Raw genomic sequence first — 13,446 nt, forward strand, 5'->3', positions numbered from 1 at the left:
CGCCCCGGGCCCGGCACCCGACGTGCCCTCGCACTCGACGTGCCCTCGCACTCGACGTGTCCCTGGGCTCGACGTGTCCCCGCACTCGACGTGTCCCCGGACTCGAAGTGCCCCCGCACCCGACGTGCCCCGTCCCCAGCACCCGGCACGCCCGCGTCCCCGGCACCCGGCCGGCCTCCAGACCCGGCACCCGGCCGGCCCGCAGGCCCGGCACCCGCCAGGCCCCGCCCCCGGCGCACCGCCCCCGCCCCGAGGGCCCGGCGCACCACCCCTCACCCCACCGCCCCCGCCCCTCCCACCAGCCCTTCCCCGGCCCGCCGCGCGGTGGATCGGATGCAGACGGTGCCCGGGTCGCGTACGGTTGACGGCTGCCCTACGCACACCAGAAGGGGGCCTGGGTGGCCGCGCAGAACGCCACGCACGCACCGGATCACACACCGGAGCACACTTCTTCGGACGCCGTCGCCCCGGAGCCCGCCGCGGACTCCGGCACCGCCGCCGCGCCCGCGGGGCTCCGTGAGCGCGAGATCGCCGCGGAGCAGACGCACCTCGACCGGGTCTACCGCCGCCTGGAGGAGAAGATCCACGAGGCGGAGTTCCTCATGGACGACGCCGCCAAGCGCGGCCAGGTCGGCACGCCCGGCGCGTTCGCCGAGCGGGACGCCCAGGTCTTCCAGGCCGGCGTCCACCTCAACCGGCTCAACTCCGAGTACGAGGACTTCCTCTTCGGCCGCATCGACCTGCTCCCCGGCAAGGACGGCAAGAAGGGCCCCGACGGCGCCTTCACCTCCGTCGAGCCCGCCGACGGCGCCGTCACGAACGGGCGGGCCACCATCGCCGAGACGCTGCACATCGGCCGTCTCGGCGTCCTCGACGCGGACTACTCCCCGCTGGTCATCGACTGGCGCGCCCCGGCCGCCGCCCCCTTCTACCGGGCCACGCCCGTCGCGCCCGGCCGCGTCGTGCGCCGTCGCGTCATCCGCTCCAAGGGCCGCCGGGTCCTCGGCGTCGAGGACGATCTGATGCGCCCCGACGTCACCGCCACCCTCGACGGCGAGGAGCTGCCCGCGATCGGCGACGGCGCCCTGATGGCCGCGCTGGGCCGGGCCCGCAGCCACACCATGCGCGACATCGTCGCCTCCATCCAGGCCGAGCAGGACCTCGTCGTCCGGGCGCCCGCCGCGTCCGTCACCGAGGTCGAGGGCGGTCCCGGCACCGGCAAGACCGCCGTCGCCCTGCACCGCGCCGCCTACCTCCTCTACCAGGACCGCCGCCGCTACGCGGGCGGCATCCTCATCGTCTCGCCCACCCCGCTGCTGGTCGCCTACACCGAGGGCGTCCTGCCGTCCCTGGGCGAGGAGGGCCAGGTCGCGATCCGCGCGCTCGGCTCCCTCGTCGACGGCGCGGAGGCGACCGCCTACGACCCGCCGGACGTGGCCCGGATCAAGGGCTCCGCCCGGATGCAGAAGCTGCTGCGCAAGGCGGCCCGCGGCGCCCTGGACGCGGCCGCCCCCGCCGCCCCCACCCCGCGGCACGACACCCAGCTCTCCTTCCTGGACGAGGACGACGCCCCGCAGGCCCCGGCCGGCCCGCCGGACCGGCTCCGCGTGGTGGCCTTCGGCGGCCGTATCGAGCTGGAAGCCTCCGACCTGGGCCGCATCCGCCGCACCGCCCTCGGCGGCACCGCACCCGTCAACCTGCTCCGCCCACGCGCCCGCCGGCTCCTGCTGGACGCCCTGTGGGCGAAGTCCGGCGCCGGCCGCCGCTACCACGACCCCGAGCTGGCCGCCGAGGCCCGCCAGGGCTTCGACGAGGACGTCGCCACCGAGCCGGTGTTCCAGGAGTTCCTGGACGCCTGGTGGCCGGAGCTGACGCCGCGCGGGGTGCTCGCCGCGATGGCCGACGAACGCACCCTCGGCCGCTGGGCGCGCCGCGTCCTCAATCCGCGCGAGGTCCGGCGGCTGGCCCGCTCGCTGGGCCGCCTCGACGCGAGCGGCCACGGCCCGCTCTCCGTCCACGACGTGGCGCTCCTCGACGAACTCCAGCTGATCCTCGGCGCCCCGGCCCGCCCGGCGCGCCCCCGCGAGGCCGACCCGCTGGACCAGCTCACCGGCCTGGACGAGCTGACCACGGCCGCCGACCGGGCCCCCGCGGGCCGCAGCCGCCGCGAGCGTCTGGAGGAGGAGCGCACCGACTACGCCCATGTGATCGTCGACGAGGCGCAGGACCTCACGCCGATGCAGTGGCGGATGGTCGGCCGCCGCGGCCGCCACGCCACCTGGACGGTCGTCGGCGACCCGGCCCAGTCGTCGTGGTCCGACCCGGACGAGGCCGCCGAGGCGCGCGACGAGGCGCTGGGCACCCGCCCGCGCCGCCGCTTCCAGCTCACCGTCAACTACCGCAACCCGGCCGAGATCGCCGAGCTGTCCGCCAAGGTCCTGGCGCTGGCGATGCCCGGGATGGCGGCGCCGGACGCGGTCCGCTCGACGGGCCTGCGGCCGCGGTTCGCGGTGGCGTCCCCGGACGGCCGGGCCGCAGCAGAGGTGGACGCGGCGCTGGCCGCCGCCACCGTCGCGGAGGCCCGGCGGCTGCTGGCCGAGGTGGACGGCACCGTCGGCGTGGTCACGGCGATGGCCCGCCGCGAGCAGGCCCGCGCCTGGCTGGCCCCGCTCGGCGACCGCGTCGTCGCCCTCGGCTCCCTGGAGGCGAAGGGGCTGGAGTACGACGCGGCGCTGGTGGTGGCGCCCGCCGAGATCGCCGACGAGTCCCCGGCCGGGCTGCGGGTGCTCTACGTCGCCCTGACCCGCGCCACCCAGCAGCTGACGGTCCTCTCCGGCGATCGCGACGAGCCGGACGCCGACGGGGTCCCCGACCTGCTCCGTGACTGACGGCCGCCCGGGTGGCCCGGAAAAAGGTGGCGGGCCACGGGATTCGCATCCGGGGAGGGTTTGTTAGCCTTGTCCGTGGCACCGGCTCGATCCAAGCCCCCGGGCCCAACCATCGTCGCTACGAGCGACCACTTGCCGCGAGGCGAGCATGGCGGGTCGGTGTCTCAGACAGACGAAGGGCGCTCCTCCTCCGGGAGGGGCGCCCTTCGGCGTTCCCCGGGCCGCTCCCGGCGCGTGACATACGCCGCACCGCTCCCCGCGGGCGCCCGCCCGCCAGGGCTTTCACCCGCCCGCACCCTCTCGTATGGTGGAAGAGTCTTTCCGTAAAGTGGGGCTGGTTACCGTGTACCGGCCGGTAGGTGGGACGATCGGACGATGCGCAGGGCATCCGAGCTCCTGGGACAGCGCATGGGAAACAAGGGAAAGCAGAGGAAGTCGGCCATGGCAACGGCGCCTAGCGTCTCGTATTCGATGACGGTGCGACTGGAAGTTCCCGCGAGCGGCACCGCCGTCAGCCAGCTCACCACGGCCGTGGAGTCCTCCGGCGGGTCGGTCACCGGCCTCGACGTGACCGCCTCCGGCCACGAAAAACTCCGGATCGACGTCACCATCGCCGCGACGTCCACCGCCCACGCCGACGAGATCGTCGGCAAGCTGCGCGGTATCGAGGGCGTCTCGCTCGGCAAGGTCTCCGACCGTACGTTCCTGATGCACCTCGGCGGCAAGATCGAGATGTCGTCGAAGCACCCCATCCGCAACCGTGACGACCTCTCCATGGTCTACACGCCCGGCGTCGCCCGCGTCTGCCAGGCCATCGCGGACAACCCCGAGGACGCCCGCCGCCTGACCATCAAGCGCAACAGCGTCGCGGTGGTCACCGACGGCTCCGCCGTCCTCGGCCTCGGCAACATCGGCCCCAAGGCCGCGCTGCCGGTCATGGAGGGCAAGGCGGCCCTGTTCAAGCGTTTCGCCGGCATCGACGCCTGGCCGATCTGCCTGGACACCCAGGACTCCGACGCCATCGTGGAGATCGTCAAGGCCATCGCGCCGGGCTTCGCGGGCATCAACCTGGAGGACATCTCCGCGCCCCGCTGCTTCGAGATCGAGGCGCGGCTGCGCGAGGCCCTGGACATCCCGGTCTTCCACGACGACCAGCACGGCACCGCCATCGTCGTGCTCGCCGCCCTGACCAACGCGCTGCGCGTGGTCGGCAAGAACATCGAGGACGTCCGCGTCGTCATGTCCGGCGCCGGCGCCGCCGGTACCGCCATCCTCAAGCTGCTGATCGCCGCCGGGGTCAAGCACGCCGTCGTCGCCGACATCCACGGCGTCGTCGACGCGGGCCGCGAGGACCTGGTCTCCGCCGACCCGGACTCCCCGCTGCGCTGGATCGCCGACAACACCAACCCGGACGGCGTCACCGGCACCCTCAAGGACGCCGTCGTCGGCGCGGACGTCTTCATCGGCGTCTCCGCCCCGAACGTCCTGGACGGCGACGACGTCGCGAAGATGGCCGACGGCGCGATCGTCTTCGCGCTGGCCAACCCCGACCCGGAGGTCGACCCGGCCATCGCCCGGCAGACCGCCGCCGTCGTCGCCACCGGCCGCTCCGACTTCCCCAACCAGATCAACAACGTGCTGGTCTTCCCGGGCGTCTTCCGCGGTCTGCTGGACGCCCAGTCCCGTACGGTGAACACCGAGATGATGCTGGCCGCCGCCCGCGCCCTCGCGGACGTCGTCCAGGAGGACGAGGTCAACCCGAACTACATCATCCCGAGCGTCTTCAACGACAAGGTCGCGGGCGCGGTGGCCGGTGCGGTGAAGGACGCGGCGAAGGCCGGGGACGCGGCTGTGACGGCCGCCACGGCGCTCTGACGCCCCGCGGGGCCCTCGGCACGGCGCGTCGCGGACGGGCCGCGCCGGGTGGCCCCTAGGGTGGCGGACGGCAATCGGCCGGCCACCGCGCGTGGCGGGCTCCGAGCGGTTACGGGTGCGGAAGGTCACGCCGACCGTGGCGCTGACGCTTTCCGTGTGACCCGCCAGGGTGCCGGATTGGCTTTACCGCCGCAGGTGGGGGCAGGATGCGTAACCGGGCGCGAGGGTCTGGCAGCAGACCCGGGTCCGGGGACTGTCCGAGGGCCCTGGCAGCATCGGCTTCGCTGTGCCTGATATGCGGCTCGGCCGCAGGGCACGCCCATTGGCAAGAAGAACACGGGAGTACAAAAATGAACCGCAGTGAGCTGGTGGCCGCTCTGGCCGATCGTGCCGAGGTGACCCGCAAGGACGCCGACGCCGTTCTGGCCGCCCTCGCCGAGACCGTCGGTGAGGTCGTCGCCAAGGGCGACGAGAAGGTCACCATCCCCGGCTTCCTGACCTTCGAGCGCACCCACCGTGCCGCTCGCACCGCTCGCAACCCGCAGACCGGCGAGCCGATCCAGATCGCCGCCGGCTACAGCGTGAAGGTCTCCGCGGGCTCCAAGCTCAAGGAAGCCGCGAAGGGCAAGTAAGCCCCTCAGCACGGCCTCAAGGGCGGCCGCCCCCTCCCCGGGGCGGCCGCCCTTCGTCGTGTCCGCGGGGCGCGTCGCCGGCCCGTATGCGCTCCCCGTGGTGCGCCGGGCGGCCGCGGGCGTCCGTGCGCGCCCGCAGGCGCCCCGCTGCGGACCGGACGGGCCGCCTCCGGTGAAAGGGGACGGGCCGGTGGCCGGGCGCCGTCAGCGGGGCGAACAGGGGCCGTACGCAAGGCAAAAGGCCGCCCCCGCTCCGTACGGGAGCGGGGGCGGCCTTCGTGTCGCGGTGCGGCGGGGTCAGTCCCGCGGGTCGCCGTTCGGCAGCTCGACCTTGGCGCCGAGGCTGACGAGCTTGTCCATGAAGTTCTCGTAGCCGCGGTTGATCAGGTCGATGCCGTGCACCCGGGACGTGCCCTGGGCGGCGAGCGCCGCGATCAGGTACGAGAAGCCGCCGCGCAGGTCGGGGATGACCAGGTCGGCGCCCTGGAGCTTGGTCGGTCCGGAGACGACCGCGGAGTGCAGGAAGTTGCGCTGCCCGAAGCGGCAGGCGGAGCCGCCCAGGCACTCCCGGTAGAGCTGGATGTGGGCGCCCATCTGGTTGAGCGCGGAGGTGAAGCCGAGCCGGGACTCGTAGACCGTCTCGTGGACGATCGACAGGCCCGACGCCTGGGTCAGCGCCACGACCAGCGGCTGCTGCCAGTCGGTCTGGAAGCCGGGGTGGACGTCGGTCTCCAGCGCGATGGCGTCCAGCGAACCGCCCGGGTGCCAGAAGCGGATGCCCTCGTCGTCGATCTCGAAGGCGCCGCCGACCTTCCGGAAGGTGTTCAGGAAGGTCATCATCGACCGCTGCTGCGCGCCGCGGACGTAGATGTTGCCCTCGGTGGCCAGCGCCGCGGACGCCCAGGAGGCGGCCTCCAGGCGGTCCGGGAGGGCGCGGTGGGTGTAGCCGTCGAGCTTGTCGACACCGGTGATCCGGATGGTCCGGTCGGTGTCCATCGAGATGATCGCGCCCATCTTCTGCAGGACGCAGATCAGGTCCTCGATCTCCGGCTCGACCGCGGCGTTCGACAGCTCGGTGACACCCTCGGCCAGCACGGCGGTCAGCAGCACCTGCTCGGTCGAGCCGACCGACGGGTACGGCAGCCGGATCTTGGTGCCGCGCAGCCGCTGCGGGGCCTCCAGGTACTGCCCGTCGGCGCGCTTCTCGATCGTCGCGCCGAACTGCCGCAGGACGTCGAAGTGGAAGTCGACCGGACGGCCGCCGATGTCGCAGCCGCCCAGGCCCGGGATGAAGGCGTGGCCGAGGCGGTGCAGCAGCGGGCCGCAGAAGAGGATCGGGATGCGCGAGGAGCCCGCGTGCGCGTCGATGTCCGCGACGTTGGCGCTCTCCACGTGCGACGGGTCGAGGATCAGCTCGCCGGCCTCCTCGCCCGGCCGCACGGTGACGCCGTGCAGCTGGAGCAGGCCGCGCACCACGCGGACGTCACGGATGTCGGGAACGTTGCGCAGCCGGCTGGGGCCGCTGCCGAGCAGGGCCGCCACCATGGCCTTGGGTACGAGGTTCTTCGCACCGCGAACCCGGATCTCGCCCTCCAGCGGGGTGCCGCCGTGGACAAGGAGTACGTCGTCAGTAGAGACGGTCATGGATCTCGCGTTCCTGGAGACGGGCAGGGCCAAGCAGAAATGGTAAGGGGGGCGGAGGGGGTGTCAGACGGCACGAGCGGGCTTCCGGACTGTAAGGGCTTTGTCACAACACGCTCGGCTACGATCATTTCTTGTTCTGTAATCGCCAGTTGGCCGAATACAGGGCTCTTTGTCCTGAATGCGGCATCTGGGGTGGGTGGTGTGCGCCGGTGCTGCCGCCGTACGCCCTGCCCTGCACTCGTACAGGTGTGGGCATTGACTCCCCGCTCCGGCCCGAAGTGCGGGATCATGTCGCCATGACCGAGGTGTCCTCGCTCACAGGCCGGCTGCTCGTCGCGACGCCCGCGCTCGCCGACCCGAACTTCGACCGCGCGGTGGTGCTGCTCCTCGATCACGACGAGGAGGGCTCCCTCGGCGTGGTCCTCAACCGCCCCACCCCGGTGGGCGTCGGCGACATCCTCGCGCCCTGGGCGGCGCTCGCGGGCGAGCCCGGAGTGGTCTTCCAGGGCGGCCCGGTGTCGCTGGACTCCGCGCTCGGCGTGGCGGTCGTCCCGGGCGGGCTCGCCGGGGACGACGACGTGCCCATCCTGGAGAGCGGCGTGCGGCCCGGCCCGGGCGGCACCGCCGCCGCCGGGCCGCGGCCGGACGACGCCCGGCACGGCGGCGCGCCGGGCGAGGAGCCGCTCGGGTGGCGGCGGGTGCACGGCGCGATCGGCCTGGTCGACCTGGAGACCCCGCCGGAGCTGCTCGCCACCGTCCTGGGCAGCCTGCGTATCTTCGCGGGGTACGCGGGCTGGGGCCCGGGCCAGCTGGAGGACGAGCTGAACGACGGCGCCTGGTACGTCGTCGAGTCCGAGCCGGGCGACGTCTCGTCCCCCGACCCCGAACGCCTGTGGCGCGCGGTGCTGCGCCGCCAGCGCAACGAACTCGCGATGGTGGCCACCTATCCGGACGACCCGTCGCTGAACTGAGCCGCCGGGCCCGGCGGCCCTCGCCCGTCCGCCCGCCTCGCCCGTCCGCCCGCCTCGCCGTCAGTCCGTCGGCTCCGGTTCGCCGCCCGGTTGGGCCAGTGCGAGGAAGCGGTCCGCCAAAGGATGGGCGCCGCGTTCGGGGACGGCCAGCCGGACGGTGACCGGCGGGGCGTTCTTCAGGCGTACGTAGCGGATGCCGGGGTGGGTGTGGCGCCGGGCGAGGGATTCGGGGGCCACCCCGACGCCATGGCCCGCGGCGACCGCCTCCAGCCATTCGTCGACGTTCCCGGCGGTGCAGGCCAGGCGGGGCCGCCGGCCCTCGGGCCACAGCTGCGGTCCGGTGGAGCCGGTGACGGTGTTGACCACCAGCGGCAGTCCGGCCAGCTCCGTCCAGTCGAGCACCCGGCGCCGGGCGAGGGCCCGCAGCGCCTCCGTGTCGGCGTCGCTCCCGGGGCCCGTCGCGCCGGGCGCGGCGGTGCGGGCCAGTGCGGCGACCCGGGGCTCGTGCAGCAGCACCGCGGTGCGGACCGCGGCGCCGCGCGGGAGCGCGCCGCGGACCACGACGACATCGGCCTCCCCGCTCTCCAGCCCGGCGAGCGGCGCGTCCCGCCGGACGAGGCGTACGCCGGTGCCGGTGGCGGCCGTGAAGCGGGCGTTCAGTTCGGTGCAGGCGGTGGGCAGCAGGGAGGTGAAGCCGAGCCGCAGCGGGGTGGCCCGCGCGGGGGCCCGCAGAGCGGCGGCCAGCCGGGGCAGCAGGGGCGCCAGGTCGGCGTGGAGTCCGCGGCCCGCGGCGGTCAGTTCCACCCGGCGCGTCGTGCGGTCCAGCAGCCGGACGCCGAGCGCCGTTTCGAGGGCGCGGACGGTGCGGGTCAGCGCGGGCTGCCCGATCCGCAGCCGGGCCGCGGCGTAGGTGAAACTGCGCTCCTCGGCGACCGCGAGGAACCCCCGCAGATGCCGCAGCTCGATCCCGGCGCACCCGTCGAGGGCGCCGAGCGCGTCGAGGGCGCCGGGGGCGGGCGCGGCGTCGGCGGGCCGGGACTCCGGGGGTGCGCCGGGTCCGGCCTCCGCGGTGGGCTCCGGGGCCGCGGTGGCTTCCCGGTCTGCCGTGGCCTCCCGGCCCGCGGCGTCCTGACGGGTGGCGGGCGGGTGCTCGGTGGGGCCGGTCATCCTGTCGCTCTCCTGCCTTCGCCGCGGTCCGCGCGGGCGCCGTGCCGTCCGCGCGCCTCTTATGCCGCACCAGCATAAATAACCGCCCGCGGGCATTTCCCCGGCTATCCGGAGAGTGCCTACGTTTCCCCGGTCGGCGCCCGGCGCCGGCGGCCGGCCCGTCCGTGGCCGGTCCGTTCCGGGGATCAACACCCCGGCAGGACAGGGGAGTTGAGCGCGGTGCGCAAAGTGGGACTGCTGATGCTGGGGGCGTTCACCCTCGGCCTGGACGCCTATGTGATGGCCGGGCTGCTCCCGGTGATCGCCGCGGACACCGGCACCCGGGTGGCGCTCGCCGGGCAGCTGGTGACGGCGTTCACCCTCGCCTACGCGCTTGCCGCGCCGCTGGTCGCCGGGTTGCTCGCCGGGGTGCGGCCGCGCGCCCTGATCCTCGCCGCGCTGGCGCTCTTCACGCTCGGCAACGCCCTGACCGCGCTGGCCCCGACCCTGGGCACGTTGCTCGGGGCGCGGATCGTCGCCGGCGCCGGGGCCGGGGTCTACGCGGCGCTCGCCACGGCGGCCGCCGCCGCGCTGGCGGGGCCCGAGCGGCGGGGCCGGGCGCTGGCGCTGGTGATGGGCGGGATGAGCACCGGCACCGTGCTCGGCGTGCCGCTGGGCGTACTGCTCGCCGAGCGCGCCGGCTGGCGCGCCACGATGTGGCTGGTCACCGCCTTGGGCGCGCTGGCGCTCACCGGTCTGGCCGCGCTGTTGCCGCCGGTGCCGGCCGGGCCCGCGGTGCCGCTGCGCGCCCGCCTGACCGCGCTCGCCGACCGCGCGGTGGCGCCCGTCGTCGGGGTGTCGTTCCTCGCGGCCGTCGCCAGCCTCGGGCTCTACACCTATCTGGCGCCGGTGCTCGCCGCGGCCGGCGGCGTCCGCGAGGTCACGCCGTACCTGTGGGCGTGGGGCGCCGGCGGGGTGCTGGGCAGCGTGGCCGCCGGGCCGCTGGTGGACCGTACGGGGCGGGTGCGGGCGCTGGCCGGCGGGCTGCTCTTGGTGATCGTCGCGGCGCAGGCGCTGCTGCCGGCGGCCGCGCCGGTCGCGCTGCCCGCGGCGGCGGCGCTGCTGGTCGCCTGGGGGGCGGCCGGGTGGGCGTTCCAGGTGCCGCAGCAGCACCGGCTGCTGGAGCTGAGCGCGGAGCGCGGCACGGTCGCCCTGGCGCTCAACAACTCGGCGCTCTACCTGGGCTCCGCGGTCGGCTCGGCGCTCGGCGGCCTCGCGCTGTCCGCGGGGCTCGCACCGGCCGCGCTGCCGTGGGCGGCGGCCGGTGTGGCGGCCGCCGGTCTGGCCCTTCACCTGGTGAGCGCCCGGCGCTCACGACACGCCGGGAGCCTGGGTACCCTTGGCAGGTATGAGCACTCTTGAGCCCGAGCCCGAGCGCGGGGCAGGAACGGGAACCCTCGTAGAGCCGACGCCGCAGGTGTCGAACGGTGACGGCGATCACGAGCGTTTCGCCCATTACGTCCAGAAGGACAAGATCATGGCGAGCGCGCTCGACGGCACCCCCGTCGTGGCGCTCTGCGGCAAGGTCTGGGTGCCGGGCCGCGACCCGAAGAAGTACCCGGTCTGTCCCATGTGCAAGGAGATCTACGAGTCCATGGGCGCCGGTGGCGACAAGGGCAAGGGCGGCAAGGACGGCGACGGCAAGAAGTAGCCGTGCCGCCGGCCGGGGCGACCCGGCGCGGCGCCGCCGGCCGTCCGGCGTGGTCGCCGGGGTGCGGACCGCCGTACGAGGACGGTCCGCACCAGCGGTACGTGGCGAAGGGCCCGGGTTCTCCGTGAACCCGGGCCCTTCGCCGTGCCCGGGGGTTCCGGCCGCCCGGGGCCCGTCCGTACCGACTGGTGGAGACCTCTGGCGAACCCTTGTCCGACCGGGCAACGCCGCTTAATCTCCTCTGAGTTGTGCACTGCGAAACGCTCGTTGCGTATGTTGCAACACTCTTGGAGGTCCCGTCATGCACCTCTCCGCCCGTCTGGCCGCCGCCGGAGCGGCGCTCGTTCTGACCGCCCTCACCGCCACGGCCTGCGCCCCGGCCACCTCGGGCGGCGCCGCCGGAGGCGACTCCCGGACCGGCACGCTGCGGGTCTGGCTCTTCCGGGAGGTCGGCAACGCCCCCAAGGAGAAGGTGGTCCGGCAGGCCGTCGCCGATTTCACCGCCGCGCACAAGGGCGTGAAGGTCACCGTCGACTACATCCCCGTCGACACCCGCGCTCAGCGCGTCAAGGCCGCCTTCAACGACCCGTCCGGCGCGCCCGATGTCATCGAGTACGGCAACACCGACACCGCCGGATACGTCGCGGACGGCGGACTCGCCGATGTGACCGAGGAGTTCGACGCCTGGCCCGAGGCGAAGGACACCGACGCCACCGCGAAGCAGGGCGTGACCGTGGCCGGAAAGGTCTACGGCGCCCCGCTCTTCGTCGGCGCCCGCGCGCTCTACTACCGCACCGACCTCTTCAAGGAACTCCACCTCCAACCCCCGGCCACCCAGGACGAGATGGCCGCCGCCGCCCGGAAGATCCGGGCGGCCCACCCCGACCTGTACGGACTCGCCGTCGGCGGCGCGTACACCTACGGCGCGCTGCCGTTCCTCTGGTCGGCCGGCGGCGCCCTCGCCACCGAGAAGGGCGGCGCCTACACCGCGGCCCTCACCACCCCGGCGGCCAGGAAGGGCATCGCCGCGTACACCGGCCTCTTCGGCGACGACAACTGCCCGGCCGCCAAGTGCGCCGGGATGAACGGCAACGACACCGTCACCGCCTTCGCCGCCGGCCGCGCCGGGATGGCCATCGGCGGCGACTTCAACCACCGCGCCGTCGAAGCCGGCAAGGTCAAGGGGAAGTACGCCGTCGTCCCGTTGCCCGGCCGGAAGAAGGGCGAGATCGCCCCGGCGTTCGCGGGCGGCAACAACATCGGCGTGCTGCGCAGCACCTCCCACCGCACCCTCGCCGTCGACCTGATGAAGCGGCTGGCCGGAAAGGAGGCGCAGCGCGGGCTCTTCGACGCGATGGGTTTCCTGCCGACCTTCACCGACGTCCGCGCCGCGGCCGCGCGGCGGCAGCCCTACGTCAAGCCGTTCGTCGACACCCTCGACGCCGGGGCGGAGTTCGTGCCCGTCACGCCCGGCTGGGCCACCGTGGACGCCTCGCTGGTGCTGCCCACGATGTACCAGCAGATCATCAGCGGCCGGAAGAGCGTCGACGCGGCGGCCGATGAGGCGGCCCGCGCCATGGACGGGGCCTTCCGGAAGTGACCGCCCTCCGCAGCGGCCCCCGCGCCGCCCGCGTCCGCCCCCGTGCCGCGCCGCGCGACCCGGCCCGGCGCCACGGCGGCTGGACCCCCTGGCTCTACCTCGCCCCGGCGCTCGCCGTCCTCGGCGCGCTGCTGGTCTACCCGATCTACCAGCTCGGCCTGATCTCGTTCCTCGAATACACCCAGGCGCAGGTCAGCGGCGGTCAGCCGACCAGCTTCCAGGGGCTGGGCAACTACGCCACGCTCTTCGGCGACGGCGAGTTCTGGTCGGTCCTGCTCGCCACCGTGGTCTTCGCCGCCGCCTGCGTCCTCGCCACCCTCGCCACCGGCTGCGCCCTCGCCGTCCTGCTCACCCGGGTCCGGGCGCTGCCCCGGCTCGCGCTGATGCTCGCCGGGCTCGGCGCCTGGGCCACGCCCGCCATCACCGGCTCCACCGTCTGGCTCTTCCTCTTCGACCCCGACTTCGGCCCCGTCAACAAGGTGCTGACCGCCCTCGGGCTGAGCGGCTTCGCCGACTTCTCCTGGACGTACGACCGCTACACCGCCTTCGCGCTCGTCCTCCTCGAAGTCGTCTGGTGCTCCTTCCCGTTCGTCATGATCACCGTCTACGCCGGGATCCGCGCCGTCCCCGCCGAGATCGTGGAGGCCGCGGCCCTGGACGGCGCCTCCGCGTGGCGGATCTGGCGCAGCGTCCTCGCACCGATGCTGCGGCCGATCCTCGTCGTCGTCACGCTCCAGTCGGTGATCTGGGACTTCAAGCTGTTCACGCAGATCTATGTGATGACGGACGGCGGCGGCGTCGCCCGGCAGAACCTCGTCCTCAACGTCTACGCCTACCAACGGGCCTTCGCCTCCTCGCAGTACAGCCTCGGCGCGGCGATCGGCGTCGTCATGCTGCTGCTCCTGCTCGGCGTGACCCTCGTCTATCTGCGGCTGCTGCGCCGCCAGGGGGAGGAGCTGTGAGCGAACCGCGCACCCGG

The 13,446-nt window shown here is 74.2% G+C and carries 10 protein-coding genes; 8 read left to right on the top strand and 2 right to left on the bottom strand.

The annotated features are described in order from the left end of the window. Positions 1–398: 398 nt before the first annotated feature. The 3 genes from ABT345_RS21700 (at position 399) to ABT345_RS21710 (ending at position 5,395) form a co-directional block, all read left to right on the top strand. On the top strand, positions 399–2,888 hold the full coding sequence (locus ABT345_RS21700) for a HelD family protein (RefSeq protein WP_386460339.1): 2,490 nt from the start codon (positions 399–401) through the stop codon (positions 2,886–2,888). Positions 2,889–3,329: 441 nt separating this feature from the next. Beyond that, a complete protein-coding gene (locus ABT345_RS21705) occupies positions 3,330–4,763 on the top strand; it encodes an NAD-dependent malic enzyme (protein WP_345084895.1) in 1,434 nt (477 codons plus the stop codon). 350 nt (positions 4,764–5,113) lie between these two features. Next, on the top strand, positions 5,114–5,395 hold the full coding sequence (locus ABT345_RS21710; protein ID WP_004951951.1) for an HU family DNA-binding protein: 282 nt from the start codon (positions 5,114–5,116) through the stop codon (positions 5,393–5,395). Between the two features lie 297 nt (positions 5,396–5,692). On the opposite strand, the gene murA is transcribed toward ABT345_RS21710, so the two are convergent. Next, a complete protein-coding gene (gene murA, locus ABT345_RS21715; protein ID WP_345084890.1) occupies positions 5,693–7,039 on the bottom strand; it encodes a UDP-N-acetylglucosamine 1-carboxyvinyltransferase in 1,347 nt (448 codons plus the stop codon). A 296-nt stretch (positions 7,040–7,335) separates the two neighbouring features. On the opposite strand from murA, the gene ABT345_RS21720 reads away from it, so the two are divergent. Then, positions 7,336–8,010, top strand: coding sequence for a YqgE/AlgH family protein (locus ABT345_RS21720; protein WP_345084887.1), 675 nt, complete (start codon positions 7,336–7,338; stop codon positions 8,008–8,010). Between the two features lie 60 nt (positions 8,011–8,070). Here the strand turns inward: ABT345_RS21720 and ABT345_RS21725 are convergent, their stop codons facing one another. After that, positions 8,071–9,177 (bottom strand): LysR family transcriptional regulator, encoded by a 1,107-nt coding sequence (locus tag ABT345_RS21725; RefSeq protein WP_345084884.1) that lies wholly within the window; start codon positions 9,175–9,177, stop codon positions 8,071–8,073. A 219-nt stretch (positions 9,178–9,396) separates the two neighbouring features. Between ABT345_RS21725 and ABT345_RS21730 the strand changes: the two genes are divergently transcribed. From ABT345_RS21730 to ABT345_RS21745, 4 genes are all read left to right on the top strand, one after another. Next, positions 9,397–10,578, top strand: coding sequence for an MFS transporter (locus ABT345_RS21730; RefSeq protein ID WP_345084881.1), 1,182 nt, complete (start codon positions 9,397–9,399; stop codon positions 10,576–10,578). Then, the gene (locus ABT345_RS21735; protein WP_345084878.1) at positions 10,565–10,867 is read left to right on the top strand and encodes a DUF3039 domain-containing protein; all 303 of its coding nucleotides are present in this window, start codon (positions 10,565–10,567) and stop codon (positions 10,865–10,867) included. Before ABT345_RS21730 ends, ABT345_RS21735 begins: the two co-directional genes overlap by 14 nt. Before the next feature lie 301 nt (positions 10,868–11,168). Continuing rightward, a complete protein-coding gene (locus ABT345_RS21740; RefSeq protein WP_345084875.1) occupies positions 11,169–12,467 on the top strand; it encodes an extracellular solute-binding protein in 1,299 nt (432 codons plus the stop codon). After that, the gene (locus ABT345_RS21745; RefSeq protein ID WP_345084872.1) at positions 12,464–13,429 is read left to right on the top strand and encodes a carbohydrate ABC transporter permease; all 966 of its coding nucleotides are present in this window, start codon (positions 12,464–12,466) and stop codon (positions 13,427–13,429) included. Before ABT345_RS21740 ends, ABT345_RS21745 begins: the two co-directional genes overlap by 4 nt. Positions 13,430–13,446 lie beyond the last annotated feature (17 nt).

It is taken from the genome of Streptomyces sp. NPDC000404, from assembly GCF_040300365.1.
GTDB classification, from domain to species: domain Bacteria; phylum Actinomycetota; class Actinomycetes; order Streptomycetales; family Streptomycetaceae; genus Streptomyces; species Streptomyces ramulosus.